This window comes from Pseudomonas sp. FEN, assembly GCF_904067045.1.
Taxonomy (GTDB): Bacteria; Pseudomonadota; Gammaproteobacteria; order Pseudomonadales; family Pseudomonadaceae; genus Aquipseudomonas.
Genome location: NZ_CAJFDC010000007.1, coordinates 480,813 through 496,690, shown reverse-complemented (window position 1 = coordinate 496,690; position 15,878 = coordinate 480,813). Strand labels below are relative to the sequence as shown.

The following is a 15,878-nucleotide window of genomic DNA, read 5'->3' as shown; positions in this document are numbered from 1 at the left end:
TATGGGCGGATATGTGGTCTAGGGGGTGGAAATAAAGAGGGTGTGCTTAGAGTCGTCACATGGCGGTTGTCTAAAATTGAAAAAAGCAAGTGCTTGGGAGTGTTGAGTTGGGTTGGGAGGTAATGCGCTCAGCTGTTCTGTGGGTTAATATGTGGTGGGTTTATGGGGTTTAAAGAAAGTGAAGTGATGGATGCCTATAAAGAAAAGGTTGTTGAGGGGTTCTATGATCCAGTGAGAAATGAAAGGTACTCATATTTTGATGAGGGTGGCATGCTGTTTGACTCTGTTAGTAGTATCATGGAAGCTGTAAGTGTGCTCGAAAAGACTCCGGGTGATATTTTTGGGTCGGAGTCGTTCCGGATTGGAGGGAGTCTGATTTTAAGTTATGATCAGGAGTGTGTTATTTCGGCGGCTTTAATCAAGTATGCTAAAATTGAAAGGGGAATGGTCCTCTTTAAGGTTAACCCTTATGTCAGTGCTTTTTATGAGTGCTATAAGGAGATAAAGCTTTCAAATCCGCACAAGGCAAGTTGGTCGGAGTTGCCTGAGTGCTTTGATGGGTTGAATCGGTTTGTTGCTGCGGTGAGAGAACGGATTTCAAGCGGTGCATTTAAGCGGCAAATATCTGCGCATGTGCGGGCAGCTAATAAGAACTGTTCAGGTTTGTTGAGATACATAGATGCATTATTTGCGCGTCATTCCAGGTTGCTGGTGTTACGGATTGATTTTTCATACGGGAAGGGGGGACTTGAGATTGAAGGGGTTAGTGCGCTGCGAGATAGATTGAATATGCTTCGTGTTGTCTCGGAAAAAATTTCAAGACATAGGGTGGAATTGATTGGTTATCTCAAGAATAAGCGCGCTGAACTGGGTATGGTGGGGTTCGTATGGAAACTTGAGTACGGAAGAGAGAAAGGCCATCATTACCACATGATGTTCTTTCTGGATGGGGCAAAGGTGCGGCAGGATATTGTCATAGCAAAGCGGATCGGTGAGTACTGGAATAATGTGATAACCCAAGGTAAGGGGGTGTACTATAACTGCAATGGTGATAAGGGTAAGTATAAATATTGTGGTGTTGGTATGATTAGTTATAATGATGCGGAGGGACTGCATAACCTTAAGAAGGCCGCAGTCTATCTTGCTAAAGTGGATCGATACATAAGTGCCTGCATGCCCGAGGGTAAAAGGACCTTCGGAAAAGGAAACACTCCAAAACCCAGCGAGCGTTCAGCTGGAAGGCCGAGGCAGTATTAGTGTCAGCTTAAGTCTTTCGTGGTTGAGGACTGACTATGGATCCTTACAGCAGCGGAAACCAAAGGGTCATTCTTTATCCAGCGCCTCAGTGTTCTTTCGATGTTAGATGATGCAGGGCGTTTTATGTTGCTTTTAGCTAGGTAGGATTTGAACTCGGGTAATATCATCTTAAAAGCATCGAGCTCTTGAGGCCAGCCTTCTTTCGGTGTTAGCGTGTTAAGTAGTTCGCACGCTTTTTGTTTGGGTGTTAGATAGTGGTGTTTGCGAGCAAGGCCACCTTCTGCGGCGACTTCTGAAGACGTTTTTATTTGTTCCTTAAAGAATCGCTGATCACCTAAGTAGAGTACGTATAAGCCTGCGTGCAATGCCTTAACTCCCATGCCAGGCACAAAGGCTATGCTCGAGAAGGCGTCTTTTATATGGCCGAAGGCGGCGATTTTCTCCTTTGAAAAAAAGTCTTTTAATTTGTCGTTGGATGGTGTTTTGTTGGAATGGTCTGAGTTAGCATGCTCTTTAAATGCCTCGTCAAGTTTGATTTGGTTTTCTTTTGAAAGCGTTCTGCGAAGCATCATGTATCGCTTGATTATTATGTGTAATACTTCGCTCACGGCATCTTCTAAATTGAGGTTGGATAAATATTTATATTGGGGAAGATCCTCTGTGTTTGGTTGAAGGGGCCATTTTTTGTGGGAGGGCTGTTCAAGAATAAGCTCTAGTTTTGATTTGGGGGTATCGATCCAGTCATCAAAAATTGTGGCATTTATGAACATTCTTTCTGGCGTTGTGGAGTCGGCAGTTGCTCGAGTAGACATTTTTATTTCGATGCTTTGAGGGCGCATGATGCCATCATCCTTGGGTTAGTCGTTGAGGCAGCTACTTCGCAGTAGCTGCTTTTTTAAGCTGGGGCAGCGGCTCTTGTGTTCTCACTCAGCTATCGGCTTGCAGATGAAGTTTGCCCAATCTGCCATGAGTGCCCGTCGCTTGTCGAGGAAGTCGGAGCGAGAGTACGCCCCCTCAGTTTGGTCACGTTCGTCATGCGCCAACGCCATTTCGCAGACCTCACGTGGGTAGTGAGTGCATTCACCCGCCCAGTCACGAAATGAAGAACGAAAGCCGTGACGAGTGATGTGCTCGTACTCCATGTCATGCAGGAGCGTTCGTATAGCGTTTGCGTGCATTACCCCTGTCTTGCCTTGGCCTGGGAATAGAAAGAGACTCCCTTCAGCTCGCGGAATGCTCTGGACCAGCTTTAAGACTTCATCGGCAAGGGGGATGACGAAAGCTACTCGCATCTTCATACGTTCTTCAGGCAGAGACCAAGTACTAGCCTCCAAATCAAACTCATCCCAACGAGCGAACCTCACCATGTGGGCACGTGCGCTGGTCATGATGAGCAGTTGAGCAGCCAGCGACGCTGGCGTGCTGTTTGCGCTGAGTTTGGTCATCAGCGTTGGCACGTCCTGCCACCGCAAAGCTTCAAAGTGCTCACGCTTCCGAGCCTTCTTCTTTTCAGCACGACTCAACAGATTGTCCAGGTGTCCGCGCCAGCGAGCTGGGTTTTCGCCTTCTCGTAGGTTACGTGCTTTGGCGGCGTCCAAAACTTGTTCAATTTGCCCACGTACCTCGTCGGCGGTTCTGGTTTTGGTGGCCCAGATCGGTTGCAGAACCTTGAGTACCTGGGGCGTGCCGATCTCCTCTGCTGAGAGTTTGCCAATGTGGTCAAACGCATACAGCTCCAGCTTCCGCAGCCAGCCTCTACGCCACTTCTCTGACCAGGTGCCCCCGTGTGCTTCGCAGTATTCTTTCGCGAGTGTCTCGAACTTCAGCTGTTTTGCCTCACTAGCTCTCTGAGCTTCGCGCTGAGCAGCACGCTCGATGTCGCGAGCGGCTAGAGGATCTACACCATCGCTCAACTGGCTGCGTTTGGCGCTGGCTTCAAGTCTGGCTTTCTTGAGACTCACCTCAGGAAATGAGCCCAGGCCCATCTCCCTACGACGGCCTGCCAGTTGAAAGCGAAGTAGCCAGGATTTACGCCCGGTAGGTTTGACGACCAAGCGAAGCCCATCACCATCTTCGTAGGTGCCGGGCTCAGTCAGGTTTTCGACTTGTTTCGGATTCAGCTTACCCATTGGATTTCCCCTGTCGTCCCTTTTGTCCCCCCATATGTCCCCCCACTTCATCGTCGGATGAGGTCAAATGGTGTTGAACACCATCGGACAGGGGAATGCCTGAAGCCCCCGGAATAGCTAGGCTATCGGCAGAACTCTCGGATGGGATAGGATTATTTCGGACAATTAAAAAGCCGGCTTGTGGCCGGCTTCTCGGGGACGGGGTTGGCTTATTTTTGGTAAGCCTCGCTCGCCTTCAAAACGTACATCCAGAGCAAATCTGGTTGTGGGACGCCGCGCAGTTGTCTCGCGCGGTGTCGTAGGCAATCTGGCCTGCTGCAAGCAGGAGGCTGCCCAAATGTGCCGCGCAGGATACCGGCATTTACGACAGATTCCCAGCGAAAACCTTAGCCCAGAGCTGTCGTTTTCAGACAAGTGGACACTTGCCCCCTATTTCGATGGCACCGGTGGTCGGCGTTTGTTCAGCGTCGACCACCAGAACACCCAACCCAGTATCTGGATACTCTGTTGCTCGATCTGCTCCGCCGTGAGCACTTCATCCGGGTACTCGGCGCTGTTGTGGCTGCGCAGCCGCAAGGCCCCCGCCGGCAGGCGGTAGACGTACTTCACCCGCAACATGCCGTCGTGCTCCAGCGCGTACATTTCGCCGTCCACTACCTGGGTCAGGCCGCGGTCGATGGCGATGGTGGAGCCGTCCTGGATTTTTTCCGACATGCTGTTGCCGGTCATGGGCGCACACATCGCCTGGTCCGGGTCGACACCCATGGCCTGCAGGATGCGGTAGGGCAGACGGACCTTGCGCCCGGGAATGATCGCGATCTGGGTCTGGTTCGAACCAGGGGCCGTTGGGCTCTCCTTGTACAACGGTATTTGTACGTCGTTGCGCTCGGTCGCCGCGAGGTCGTCATGGGCCGAGTAAGGTGTGCTGTTCTGGGGGGCCAGCGTTTCGCGTTTAGCCTCCGCCTCGCTGGCCGTGCCGCCAGGGTGCTTGGGGCCGTCGCCAGCCCGCAGCCAGCGGCTGTTGACGCACAACAGTTCGGCTATCTCGTCCAGGCGCGCCATGGGAATGCCACGCTTGAACCAGTTGTTGACGTGCTGCGGCGTCACTTGCCGGTTGGCAGCGAAGTCCGAAGCGGATAGATGGCACTCCCGCAGGAGGGTCCTTAAGCGATCACCTGATGTATTCATGAACACAGAGTTTACTGGCGTGCTACATCTGTTTAAATAAACGAGGCGTTCAAAAATGGTCGTTCGCAACACACGGATTGATTGGGTTCGTTCAGAATTCCTACGCTGGATTAATCGGGCCTGACTCATTCTGTTTAATGATTAAAGCTCTTGTTTGTTTATCGGTAAACAGGCACAAAAAACCCCGGCAAGCCGGGGTTCTTCGATTCGCGCCAGGGCGCGGCGGATCAGCCCTTGTAAGCGGCGACCGACTTCATGATTTCGGCACGGGCGGCTTCGGCATTGCCCCAACCTTCGATTTTCACCCACTTGCCTTTTTCGAGATCCTTGTAGTTCTCGAAGAAGTGCTTGATCTGCTCCAGCAGCAGTGCTGGCAGGTCGGTGTATTCCTTCACGTCGACGTACAGCTGCGACAGCTTGTCGTGCGGAACCGCGAGAACCTTGGCGTCGCCGCCGCCATCGTCGGTCATGTGCAGGATGCCGACCGGACGGGCACGGATCACCGAGCCTGGTGCAACCGGGTACGGGGTCACGACCAGCACGTCGAGGGGGTCGCCGTCGTCAGCCAGGGTGTTGGGGATGAAGCCGTAGTTGGCCGGGTAGAACATCGGGGTGGCCATGAAACGGTCAACGAACAGGCAATCGCTGTCTTTGTCGATTTCGTATTTGATCGGCGCGTGGTTGGCCGGAATCTCGATCGCGACGTAGATGTCGTTCGGCAGGTCTTTGCCAGCCGGAATCTTGCTGTAGCTCATTGGGCGATGCCCCCGTTGGTTGATCAGAAAACTTGGCCGGTTTGACCAAAAAGTGGCGGGGATTATAGGCATATTCCGGGGGCGTTGCCACGGGTCACGGGACGTGCGGAGGCGCCTCGGAATCCTGGGGAAACGAGCCTGCACGCGATGGTAATGACTGCGGAGCATGTGGGAGCGGAGCTTGCCCGCGAAGCTTTTAGCGGTCTTGAGGGCCCTTTCGCGGGCAAGCTCCGCTCCCACAAGGGCAAGGCTGCGGCCGGGATTTCGGCATTAGTCTTTAGTCTGATACCGCGGGTCGTGGGCCTGCAAATGCCGCAGCCGCGCCAGCGGGTCCTGACGGTAGAACGCGCGCAATTGCTCGTACACCCGAGGGTACGCCGTGGCCAGGATATCCGGGGCACTGAAGAAATATTCGCTGGTCACCGCGAAGAATTCCGCCGGGTTTTCCGCCGCATAAGGGTCGATGGCGGTGTCGGCGTCGGGATTGCGGTCGAGTTGGCGATTGAGGTCATCGTAGGCCTGTTGCATCGCTTTGGCCCAGTCGCCCACCTGCATGTCGCCATGCAGCGGTGGCAGGCCGTTGGCGCCACCGCTGAGCATGTCGAGCTTGTGCGCCAGTTCGTGGATCACCAGGTTGTAGCCTTCCCAGCCGCCGCTGGCCTCCACACCAGGCCAGGCGAGGATCACCGGGCCCTGTTGCCAGGCTTCGCCGCTGTGCTCGGCGTCCCATTCGTGTTCCACGCCGCTGACATCGCGGTGGCGCTGGGGGCTGAGGAAGTCGTCCGGGTAGAGCACGATTTCATGGAAGCCCTGGTACCAGTTCAGGTCCCCCAGGTGCAGTAGCGGCAGTTGCGCCTGGGCCGCCAGCAGCAGACGGCGCTCCTGGTCCAGTTCCACGCCTGGCAAGGCACTCAGGTGCTTGTCATCGAGAAACAGCACGCTGTGCTCGCGTAGCCAGCGGTCCTCGGCGTCGCTCAGGCCGTCGAGGAAGCTCAGGTGCTCGCGAACCCGTTGCCAGGTTTCATCGGCAACGGGATGGCGGGCCAACGTTCGCCGCCGCCGCCAGGCACTCAGCGACCACATGGGATCAGTGCGTGCCGGCTTTCGACGCGGCGTTGCCGAAGCGGCTGCGGATCACGCTGAGGATCATCGGCAGCAGCGACAGCAGGATGATGCCGACCACCAGCAGCGACAGGTTTTTCTTGATGAACGGTACGTTGCCGAAGAAGTAGCCGAGGGTCACCAGGCCGCCGACCCAGAGCACGGTACCGAGGATGCTGAACATGAAAAAACGCGCGAAGGGCATTTTGCCGACGCCGGCGACGAACGGCGCGAAGGTCCGCAGGATTGGCAGGAAGCGCGCCAGGGTCACGGTCTTGCCGCCGTGGCGGTCGTAGAAGTCGTGGGTCTTTTGCAGGTAGTCGCGTCGGAAGATCTTCGAGTTCGGGTTGCTGAAGAGCTTCTCGCCCACCGTTCGACCGATGATGTAGTTGGTGCTGTCGCCGAGAATCGCCGCCAGCATCAACAGGCCGGCCAGCAACACCGGGTCCATGCCGCCGCCCGCCGCCACCGCGCCAGCGATGAACAGTAGCGAATCACCCGGCAGGAACGGCATGACCACCAGGCCGGTTTCGCAGAAGATCACCAGGAACAGGATGGCGTAGATCCAGAGCCCGTAGTTGTTCACCAGCATGTCGAGGTAGACATCAAGATGCAGGATTATGTCGATCGGGTTGAAATCCATGGGGGGCACCTGTGTGGACGGTCCGACTCGGCGGACCTGTGCAAGGAAAATAGGTATGCGTAGTTAACTACAGGGAATGTAGTTTTTTCGTACATTCCGTGGGAAAGCGGGATTATAAGAGTTGGGAAAATTTCTGCCTGCCGAGTTTGTAGCGGGGGATGTCGGATGTGGGAGATGTACAACCGGTAAGAGCCGCCGCTCGACGACTCCTATCGGGGGCGCTTGACTATTTTTCGTCAATCGGCAGCACGTAGTTCTTGAATTCGGTGTCTTCGCGAAAGCCCATGGATTCGTAGGTCTTCTGCGCCACCAGGTTGTTGCTGCTGGTGGACACGCGCAGGCGCACGGCCTGGGTGTCGCGGGCCATTCTCTTCGCCGCGCGCATCAGGTTGTCGGCCACCAGTTGGCGACGGGCATCCTCGGCCACATAGATGTCGTTGAGGATCCACACCCGCTTGAGCGAGAGCGAAGAAAAGCTTGGATACAATTGACAGAAACCGAGCAGTTTCTTGTCGTCATCGTCCGCCAGGGCTACGTAAATCACCGACTCTTTGCGCCGTAGGCGTTTTTCCAGGAAGTTGCGGGACGAATCGGGGTAGGGCAAGGCACCGTAGAATTCACGGTATTTGACGAACAGAGGCGTCAGCAGGTTCAGATGTTCCAGGGTCGCTTGAGTAATCCGCATAGATCAGGCCTCGGCTTCGTGGATATGACGGCAAACGGTTCACTCGGGCAGCCGCTACGCCGATGCTGCCCAAAGCGCGGGAAAAGCGCAATCCGGATGACGATCAGTCTTGGGGCGGGCCCAGTAGGAAGTTGCCGTTCGAATGGACATCCGATTCACTTTCCAGCGTTTGCACGTGAGCCTCGTCCTTGAGATTGACCCCCGATAATTGTCGGCGGCAGGCTTCTTTCATCAGGTACAGCAGTTTGTGGGCGGCCATGCCGTAACTCATGCCCTCCAGGCGCACGTTGGAGATGCAATTGCGGTAGGCGTCGGTCAGGCCGACCTTTGGATTATAGGTGAAATACAAGCCCAGGCTGTCCGGTGAACTGAGGCCGGGGCGTTCGCCGATCAGGATCACGGTCATTTTCGCTCCGAGCAATTCGCCGATTTCGTCGGCCACCGCGACCCGGCCCTGTTCCACCAGGATCACCGGCGACATCGACCAGCCTTCGTTCTGGATCTGTTCTTCCAGGCGGGTAAGGAAGGGCAGGGTATGCCGATGCACCGCCAGTGCCGACAGGCCATCGGCGACGATGATGGCCAGGTCGATACCCCCCGGGTTGGCGGCCGCATTGTCCTTGAGCAGCTGTGCCGAGGCGGTGTTGAGCCTGCGCCCCAGGTCCGGACGTTGCAGGTAGCTGTGGCGATCCTCGGCGGCGCTGTGCAGCAGCAGGCTGGCGCGGCCGCGTTCGGCGAGTTGCCGGCTCAGGGCGGCGTGGTCGAAGGGCAGGTGCACGGCGTCGCGGGCCTGGGCGTGGGCGAACTGGAAATCCAGCTGCGCGCCGGTGGGCAGGCTGGTGCCCGTGCGGCCCAGGGCGATTCGCGCCGGGGTCAGGCGGCGCAGGGCCAGCCAGGGATTGTCGGGGTCGAGGTCGTTGGCCATGTCGTTCATCCCAGCTGTGCCAGTGCCTGGCGGAAGGCTGGCGGCAGGCGGTTGCCGAAGCGCACCTTGCCGTCGGCCTGGGTAAAGATGCCCATCTTCGCCAGCCATTGTTCGAACTCCGGCGCGGGCTTGAGGCCCAGGGTCTGGCGGGCGTAGAGCGCGTCGTGGAAGGAGGTGGTCTGGTAGTTGAGCATGATGTCGTCGGATCCGGGAATGCCCATGATGAAGTTGATTCCGGCCACGCCCAGCAGGGTCAGCAGGGTGTCCATATCATCCTGGTCGGCTTCGGCGTGGTTGGTGTAGCAGATGTCACAGCCCATGGGCACGCCCAGCAGCTTGCCGCAGAAGTGGTCTTCGAGGCCGGCGCGGATGATCTGTTTGCCGTTGTAGAGGTATTCCGGGCCAATGAAACCGACCACGGTATTGACCAGGAATGGCTTGAAATGCCGGGCCACGGCGTAGGCGCGGGTTTCGCAGGTCTGCTGGTCGACGCCGAAATGGGCGTTGGCCGACAGGGCGCTGCCCTGGCCGGTTTCGAAATACATCAGGTTCTGCCCGAGGGTGCCGCGCTTCAGGCTCAGGCCGGCTTCGTAGCCTTCCTGCAGGACGTTCAGGCTGATGCCGAAACTGGCGTTGGCCGCTTCGGTGCCGGCAATCGACTGGAACACCAGGTCCAGCGGCACGCCTCGGTTGATCGCCTCGATGGAGGTGGTGACGTGGGTCAGCACGCAGGCCTGGGTGGGGATTTCGTAACGCTGGATGACCGCGTCGAGCATGTTCAGCAGGTCGCAGATCGACGACAGGCTGTCGGTGGCCGGGTTGATGCCGATCATGGCGTCGCCGTTGCCATAGAGCAGGCCGTCGAGGACGCTGGCGGCGATGCCGGCCGGATCGTCCGTGGGGTGGTTGGGCTGCAGGCGGGTCGACAGACGACCGCGCAGGCCCAGGGTGCCGCGGAATTTCGTCACCACGCGGATTTTTTGCGCCACCAGTATCAGGTCCTGGACGCGCATGATTTTTGAGACGGCGGCGGCCATTTCTGGCGTCAGGCCCGGGGCCAGGGCACGCAGGCTCTGTTCGTCGGCGGCGTCGCTGAGCAGCCAGTCGCGCAGGCCACCGACGGTCAGGTGGCTGACGCTGGCGAAGGCTTGTTTGTCATGGGTGTCGACGATCAATCGGGTGACTTCGTCGGTTTCATAGGGGATCAGCATTTCCTCGAGGAAATGCTTGAGCGGAATATTGGCCAGGGTCATCTGGGCGGCGACCCGTTCACCGTCGTTGAGGGCGGCGACCCCGGCCAGGAAGTCGCCGGAACGGGCGGGACTGGCCTTGGCCATGACGTCCTTGAGGCTGTCGAAGCGATAGGTCTGGGCGCCGACGGAATGGGCGAATGTGGCCATGGGGCGGTGTCCTCCTGAGTCTGAACGGTCTCTGTGGCAGCAGACAACCAATGTGGCGAGTGGGCTTGTCGGAACGCCGCACCGCCACGCTCGGCTGCGTAGCAGTCGTAAGCGCTGAGCGTCCGTTCTGCCTGATACAGCGCAGTCGCTGGTTTTAGGGCCGCTTCGCGGCCCAGCGGGGGCAAGCCCCCTCGCCACAGGGGTGGCGTTGTAATTTTGCAGTGCGCAGCGCCCGGATTGACGCCCCGTGCTGGTGCAATCAGTTACCTGTGAGCATAGCGTCCGCCGGCGCGTCCGAGCGCTGGCTGGCGGTCAACTGGAAGTAGATGAAGCCCGCGGCCATGAACCCGAGGAAAATCAGGCCGATCAGCGTGTTGAACCAGGCCATCGCGATCAGGCACACCACTGCCAGCACCAGGGCAATCCCCGGAACGATCGGATAGCCCGGCGCACGGAAGCTGCGCTCCAGGTTCGGCTCGGTTTTACGCAGCTTGAACAGGCTCAGCATACTGATGATGTACATCACGATGGCGCCGAATACCGACATGGTGATCATCGCCGCCGTCAGGCTCATGCCTTGCAGGTTGACCAGCCCGTCACTGTAGATCGCCGCGATGCCGACCACGCCGCCGGCCAGGATCGCCCGGTGCGGAGTCTGGAAACGCGACAGTTTGGCCAGCGAGCGTGGCAGGTAACCGGCCCGGGCCAGGGCGAAGAACTGCCGCGAGTAGCCGAGGATGATGCCGTGGAAGCTCGCCACCAGGCCGAACAGGCCGATCCACACCAGCATGTGCATCCAGCTGGAGTTGTTGCCCACCACGGCTTTCATCGCCTGGGGCAGGGGGTCGTTGATGTTCGACAGTTGGCGCCAGTCGCCGACGCCGCCGGCCATCACCATGACGCCGAGGGCCAGGAACACCAGGGTCAGGATGCCACCGACATAGGCTTTGGGAATGGTGCGCTTGGGGTCCTTGGCTTCTTCGGCGGCCATGGCCGCGCCTTCGATGGCGAGGAAGAACCAGATCGCAAACGGGATCGCGGCGAAGATGCCGGGGATCGAGTCGATACTGAAGCGGCTCGCGCCGGACCAGCCGTTGAGCACGAAGTTGCTGAAGCTGAAGCCTGGCGCGACCACGCCCATGAATACCAGCAGTTCGGCGACCGCCAGCACGGTGACCACCAGTTCGAAGGTGGCGGCGATGCTGACGCCGAGAATGTTCAGCCCCATGAACACCACGTAGGCGCCGACGGCGGCGAGGCGTGGGTCGAGGTCCGGGTACTGGACGTTGAGGTAGGCGCCAATGGCCATGGCGATAGCCGGTGGGGCGAAGACGAATTCGATCAGGGTGGCAATCCCGGCGATCAGCCCGCCGCGTTCGCCAAAGGCCCGGCGGCTGTAGGCAAAGGGCCCGCCGGCATGGGGAATCGCGGTGGTCAGTTCGGTGAAGCTGAAGATGAAGCAGGTGTACATGGTCGCCACCAGTAAGGTAGTGACGAGAAAGCCCAGGGTACCGGCGGTCCCCCAGCCGTAGCTCCAGCCGAAGTACTCGCCGGAGATCACCAGTCCGACCGCGATACCCCAGAGGTGCAGGGTGCCGAGGGTGGGTTTGAGTTCGGTTTGGGTTGTCATAAGTCCTCGCTTGTCTTTTTTATTGTTGGGGTGTTGGACTTGCGGGTATCGATTTTCGTTACAGCGTGCACGCAAAGCCCGTGCCAGAGCGGCCAGGCGTTATTGGAGGTGTCAGTCAGGGCCTCTTCGCGGGCAAGCTCTGCTCCCACAGGTTTTCGGTCGTTGGATTCGACTCGGACACTGTGGGAGCAGAGCTTGCTCGCGAAAGCGGCCTCAGGGTTTAGAAGAACCCAAGCGGATTGATGTCATAGCTCACCAGCAGGTTCTTGGTCTGCTGGTAATGATCGAGCATCATCTTGTGGGTTTCGCGGCCCACCCCGGACTTCTTGTAGCCACCGAACGCGGCATGCGCCGGGTACAGGTGGTAGCAGTTGGTCCAGACGCGCCCGGCCTTGATCGCCCGGCCCATGCGGTAGGCGCGGTTGATATCACGGGTCCACAGGCCCGCACCCAAGCCGAACTCGGTGTCGTTGGCAATCGCCAGGGCTTCGGCTTCGTCCTTGAAGGTGGTGATGCTCACCACCGGGCCGAAGATTTCTTCCTGGAACACGCGCATCTTGTTGTTGCCCTTGAGCAGGGTCGGCTGGATGTAGTAGCCGGTGGCCAGATCACCGTCGAGTTTCTGCACCTGGCCGCCGGTCAGCAGCTGCGCGCCTTCCTGCTTGGCGATTTCCAGGTACGACAGGATCTTGTCGAACTGCTGCTGGGAGGCCTGGGCGCCGACCATGGTCTCGGTGTCCAACGGATCGCCGCGTTTGATCTGTTCGACTTTCTTCATCACCGCCAGCATGAATTCGTCGTAGATCGATTCCTGCACCAGGGCGCGGGATGGGCAGGTGCAGACCTCGCCCTGATTGAAGAACGCCAGTACCAGGCCTTCGGCAGCCTTTTCGATAAAGCTCGGTTCGGCCTGCATGATGTCTTCGAAGAAGATGTTCGGCGACTTGCCGCCCAGTTCCACGGTGGACGGGATGATGTTTTCGGCGGCGCATTTCATGATGTGCGAGCCGACCGGGGTGGAGCCGGTAAAGGCGATCTTGGCGATGCGCTTGCTGGTGGCCAGGGCTTCGCCGGCTTCTTTGCCGAACCCTTGCACCACGTTCAGTACGCCGGGCGGCAGCAGGTCGCCGATCAGTTCCATCAGCACGGCGATGCCCAACGGGGTTTGCTCGGCCGGTTTGAGCACCACGCAGTTGCCGGCGGCCAGGGCCGGTGCGAGTTTCCAGGCGGCCATCAGCAGCGGGAAGTTCCACGGGATGATCTGGCCGACCACGCCCAGCGGTTCATGGATGTGATAGGCCACGGTGTTGCCATCGATTTCCGCGGCGCTGCCTTCCTGGGCACGCAGGCAACCGGCGAAGTAGCGGAAGTGATCGGCGGCCAGCGGGATGTCGGCGTTCAGGGTTTCGCGCACGGCCTTGCCGTTGTCCCAGGTTTCGGTGATGGCCAGCAGTTCGAGGTTCTGCTCGATGCGGTCGGCGATTTTCAGCAGGACCAGCGAGCGCGCCTGCGCCGAGGTGGTACCCCAGGCATCGGCGGCGGCATGGGCGGCATCGAGGGCCTTGTCGATATCCTTGGCGTTGGAGCGGGGGAATTCGGCGATGGCCTTGCCATTGACCGGAGACGTGTTGGTGAAGTATTGGCCGTCGACGGGCGCGACGAATTCGCCATTGATGTAGTTGCCGTACTTGGCCTTGAACGTAACGATGGCGCCGGCAGTACCAGGGTGGGCATAACGCATGTTGGGTGTCTCCTTGGCTATTGTGCTTATAAGGGAGTACGCGGGTGAGCGCTTGATAAGCGTAGAGCAAAGGTCGGGCCAGTGCGTCGCGGTGCGGGCGCCAGAGCCTTTGCCCGAAGCGGGCGGTGACGGAACGCGGGGCTGTTGCCACAGGAGTGATACGGCGCGGGTGACAGTTTGTAGCGTGCTTGGCACAACCTGTGACTCGGCGGTCGCGGGATGATTGCATTGCCCGCGGCGCTGGAGGATGCTGGTTGCTTGGAGGAACGCGCGCGGGATGTTGAGCGCACTGCGAAACCGGCGAACGTGCAGGGGATCCTGAACACACAGAGAACCCTGCGGGAGTGGAGGGAGAATAATAAGAAATGCAGAACAACCATCTGAGCCGCCACGCCCAGCAGGTGCTGACCGTGACCCAGGGCAAGGCCCACCCGGGCGGTCCCGGCAGTGACCCGTCCATCGCCCGCTCCTGGCTGCGTTGCCTGGAGGACTATCACCTCGACCCGTCGCTGAGCATCGCCCCCACCGTGCTCGAACACGGTCGCCTGCTGGAAAGCCGCGAACGTCTGCGCCAGGTCCTGCAGATCGCCGGCAATGAAATGACCAGCCTGCACCAGCAACTTTCCGGTGCCGGGCACGCGGTGCTGCTCACCGACGCCCGTGGGGTGATCCTCAACTGCGTCACCGCCCCGGCCGAACGCAAGATCTTCGAGCGCGCCGGTCTCTGGCTCGGCGCCGACTGGAGCGAGGCCTGCGAAGGCACCAACGGTATTGGCACCTGCCTGGTGGAGCGGCAGTCCCTGACCATCCATCAGGATGAACATTTTCGCGGTCGCCACACCGGCCTGACCTGTTCCGCCAGTCCGGTCTTCGATCCTCATGGCGAATTGATGGCGGTGCTCGACGTATCGTCGGCCCGCGCGGATGTCTCGCGCCAGAGTCAGTTCCACACCATGGCGCTGGTCAACCTCTCGGCGAAGATGATCGAGAGCTGCTATTTCCTGCGGCATTACGACAGCCACTGGCTGCTGCGCTTTCATTTGCAGGCCGAATCCGTGGGGCTGTTCAGCGAGGGCTTGCTGGCGTTCGATGGCGAAGGGCGGATCAGCGCGGTCAATCAGAGTGCCCTGAACCTGCTGGGACAGGGGCGCAGCGGTTTGCTGGGCCAGCCGGTGGAGGCGTTCTTCGACTGCTCGCTGGATGAGCTGCTTGGCCGCGCCAGTGCCCAGGCCAGCGCCAGTTGGCCGCTGCGCAGTCGTGACGGACGGGCCCTGTTCGCGGTGTTGCGCGGCCAGCCGCGTAGCGTGCCCAAGGTCCTGGCACCCACGCCGGCACCGATGGCACGAGCCAAACCTTCCAATATCTGCCTGGGCGATCCGGCCTTGCAGACGGATTTCCGTCGGGCGCTGCGGGTTTTCGAGCGCGATGTGCCGTTGTTGATCAATGGTGAAACCGGCTCGGGCAAGGAAGCCTTCGCCAAGGCGGTGCACCAGGCCAGCCAGCGCGCCGAGAAAGCCTTTGTCGCCCTCAACTGCGCGGCGATTCCCGAGAGCCTGATCGAAAGCGAGCTGTTCGGTTATCGCGGTGGCAGCTTTACCGGCGCGCGCAAGGAAGGCATGCGCGGCAAGCTGCGGCAGGCCGATGGCGGCACCCTGTTTCTCGATGAGATCGGCGATATGCCGTTGGCCTTGCAGACCCGCTTGCTGCGGGTGCTGGAGGACCGTCAGGTGGTGCCCATCGGCGGCGAGCCGGAGGCGGTCAATGTACGCATCATCAGCGCGACGCACCGCAATCTGTTGGAGCGGGTCGGCGCCGGCAGTTTTCGCGAGGATTTGTACTACCGGCTCAATGGGCTGGAGGTTGGCTTGCCGGCGTTGCGTGAGCGCAGCGACAAGTCGCAGTTGCTGGACTTCCTGCTGGCGGAGGAGACCGGGGAGCAGAACATGCTGATCGACGCCGCCGCACGTCAGGCGCTGCTGGCGTTCGACTGGCCGGGCAATGTGCGGCAGATGCGTACGGTGCTGCGCACGCTGGCGGCGTTGTGCGAGGACGGCAAGGTCGGTCTTGAGGATCTGCCGGCACCGATCCGACAGGCGCGGCCGGGCTTGGTCGCGGTAGCGATCGACGAATCGGCCGGGCCACCGCTGGAAGAGGCCGAGCGCCTGGCCTTGCTCAATGTCCTGGAGCAGCAGCGCTGGCACATGACCCATGCGGCCGAGCAACTGGGGGTGAGCCGCAACACCTTGTACCGCAAGTTGCGCAAGCACGGGATCGCCCGCTAGACCGTCGCTGCCCCCTTGTGTCGGAGCGAGCTTGCTCGCGATGAATGTCCAGGCACTGCGGAGCTTCAGGTACCCCGCGTTATCGTTGACGACCATCGCGAGCAAGCTCGCCCCTACACAAGGGGGGGCGTCGTCCGCCAGA

At 59.5% G+C, this 15,878-nt stretch carries 13 protein-coding genes; 2 read left to right on the top strand and 11 right to left on the bottom strand.

Going from position 1 to position 15,878, the window contains the following annotated elements:
* The first annotated feature begins 162 nt into the window (after positions 1-162).
* The gene (locus PFEN_RS08200; protein ID WP_191486365.1) at positions 163-1,257 is read left to right on the top strand and encodes an inovirus-type Gp2 protein; all 1,095 of its coding nucleotides are present in this window, start codon (positions 163-165) and stop codon (positions 1,255-1,257) included.
* A 2-nt stretch (positions 1,258-1,259) separates the two neighbouring features.
* Here PFEN_RS08200 and PFEN_RS08195 read toward each other — a convergent pair whose 3' ends face one another.
* The 11 genes from PFEN_RS08195 to PFEN_RS08145 form a co-directional block, all read right to left on the bottom strand.
* Positions 1,260-2,096: a hypothetical protein gene (locus tag PFEN_RS08195; RefSeq protein WP_191486364.1), complete on the bottom strand. Its 837-nt coding sequence runs from the start codon at positions 2,094-2,096 to the stop codon at positions 1,260-1,262.
* 84 nt (positions 2,097-2,180) lie between these two features.
* Positions 2,181-3,386, bottom strand: a complete 1,206-nt coding sequence (locus PFEN_RS08190; protein ID WP_191486363.1) for a tyrosine-type recombinase/integrase — start codon at positions 3,384-3,386, stop codon at positions 2,181-2,183.
* A gap of 429 nt (positions 3,387-3,815) precedes the next feature.
* Positions 3,816-4,574 carry a helix-turn-helix transcriptional regulator gene (locus PFEN_RS08185; RefSeq protein ID WP_191486362.1) on the bottom strand — a complete coding sequence of 253 codons (759 nt, stop codon included), beginning with the start codon at positions 4,572-4,574 and terminating at the stop codon, positions 3,816-3,818.
* 227 nt (positions 4,575-4,801) lie between these two features.
* Entirely contained in the window at positions 4,802-5,329 is a 528-nt protein-coding gene (gene ppa, locus PFEN_RS08180) for an inorganic diphosphatase (protein WP_191486361.1), read from the bottom strand.
* Positions 5,330-5,599: 270 nt separating this feature from the next.
* Positions 5,600-6,412, bottom strand: coding sequence for a zinc-dependent peptidase (locus PFEN_RS08175; protein WP_191486360.1), 813 nt, complete (start codon positions 6,410-6,412; stop codon positions 5,600-5,602).
* Between the two features lie 4 nt (positions 6,413-6,416).
* Positions 6,417-7,073: a DedA family protein gene (locus tag PFEN_RS08170; RefSeq protein WP_191486359.1), complete on the bottom strand. Its 657-nt coding sequence runs from the start codon at positions 7,071-7,073 to the stop codon at positions 6,417-6,419.
* A gap of 226 nt (positions 7,074-7,299) precedes the next feature.
* Positions 7,300-7,758 carry a GNAT family N-acetyltransferase gene (locus tag PFEN_RS08165; protein WP_191486358.1) on the bottom strand — a complete coding sequence of 153 codons (459 nt, stop codon included), beginning with the start codon at positions 7,756-7,758 and terminating at the stop codon, positions 7,300-7,302.
* A gap of 103 nt (positions 7,759-7,861) precedes the next feature.
* A complete protein-coding gene (gene eutC, locus PFEN_RS08160; RefSeq protein ID WP_191486357.1) occupies positions 7,862-8,692 on the bottom strand; it encodes an ethanolamine ammonia-lyase subunit EutC in 831 nt (276 codons plus the stop codon).
* On the bottom strand, positions 8,689-10,083 hold the full coding sequence (locus PFEN_RS08155) for an ethanolamine ammonia-lyase subunit EutB (protein ID WP_191486356.1): 1,395 nt from the start codon (positions 10,081-10,083) through the stop codon (positions 8,689-8,691). Before PFEN_RS08155 ends, eutC begins: the two co-directional genes overlap by 4 nt.
* 259 nt (positions 10,084-10,342) lie before the next feature.
* Positions 10,343-11,713, bottom strand: a complete 1,371-nt coding sequence (eat, locus tag PFEN_RS08150) for an ethanolamine permease (protein ID WP_191486355.1) — start codon at positions 11,711-11,713, stop codon at positions 10,343-10,345.
* 220 nt (positions 11,714-11,933) lie between these two features.
* Positions 11,934-13,454 (bottom strand): aldehyde dehydrogenase family protein, encoded by a 1,521-nt coding sequence (locus tag PFEN_RS08145; protein ID WP_191486354.1) that lies wholly within the window; start codon positions 13,452-13,454, stop codon positions 11,934-11,936.
* Positions 13,455-13,819: 365 nt separating this feature from the next.
* Here PFEN_RS08145 and PFEN_RS08140 point away from each other — a divergent pair, with 365 nt between their 5' ends.
* Positions 13,820-15,736 carry a sigma-54-dependent Fis family transcriptional regulator gene (locus tag PFEN_RS08140; RefSeq protein ID WP_191486353.1) on the top strand — a complete coding sequence of 639 codons (1,917 nt, stop codon included), beginning with the start codon at positions 13,820-13,822 and terminating at the stop codon, positions 15,734-15,736.
* Positions 15,737-15,878: the final 142 nt, after the last annotated feature.

What these genes read in the sequence shown, in the direction of transcription:
- PFEN_RS08200 (WP_191486365.1), top strand. Translation starts at nt 163, where the DNA reads ATGGGGTTTAAAGAAAGTGAAGTGATGGATGCCTATAAAGAAAAGGTT.
- PFEN_RS08195 (WP_191486364.1), bottom strand. Translation starts at nt 2,096, where the DNA reads ATGCGCCCTCAAAGCATCGAAATAAAAATGTCTACTCGAGCAACTGCC.
- PFEN_RS08190 (WP_191486363.1), bottom strand. Translation starts at nt 3,386, where the DNA reads ATGGGTAAGCTGAATCCGAAACAAGTCGAAAACCTGACTGAGCCCGGC.
- PFEN_RS08185 (WP_191486362.1), bottom strand. Translation starts at nt 4,574, where the DNA reads ATGAATACATCAGGTGATCGCTTAAGGACCCTCCTGCGGGAGTGCCAT.
- ppa (WP_191486361.1), bottom strand. Translation starts at nt 5,329, where the DNA reads ATGAGCTACAGCAAGATTCCGGCTGGCAAAGACCTGCCGAACGACATC.
- PFEN_RS08175 (WP_191486360.1), bottom strand. Translation starts at nt 6,412, where the DNA reads ATGTGGTCGCTGAGTGCCTGGCGGCGGCGGCGAACGTTGGCCCGCCAT.
- PFEN_RS08170 (WP_191486359.1), bottom strand. Translation starts at nt 7,073, where the DNA reads ATGGATTTCAACCCGATCGACATAATCCTGCATCTTGATGTCTACCTC.
- PFEN_RS08165 (WP_191486358.1), bottom strand. Translation starts at nt 7,758, where the DNA reads ATGCGGATTACTCAAGCGACCCTGGAACATCTGAACCTGCTGACGCCT.
- eutC (WP_191486357.1), bottom strand. Translation starts at nt 8,692, where the DNA reads ATGAACGACATGGCCAACGACCTCGACCCCGACAATCCCTGGCTGGCC.
- PFEN_RS08155 (WP_191486356.1), bottom strand. Translation starts at nt 10,083, where the DNA reads ATGGCCACATTCGCCCATTCCGTCGGCGCCCAGACCTATCGCTTCGAC.
- eat (WP_191486355.1), bottom strand. Translation starts at nt 11,713, where the DNA reads ATGACAACCCAAACCGAACTCAAACCCACCCTCGGCACCCTGCACCTC.
- PFEN_RS08145 (WP_191486354.1), bottom strand. Translation starts at nt 13,454, where the DNA reads ATGCGTTATGCCCACCCTGGTACTGCCGGCGCCATCGTTACGTTCAAG.
- PFEN_RS08140 (WP_191486353.1), top strand. Translation starts at nt 13,820, where the DNA reads ATGCAGAACAACCATCTGAGCCGCCACGCCCAGCAGGTGCTGACCGTG.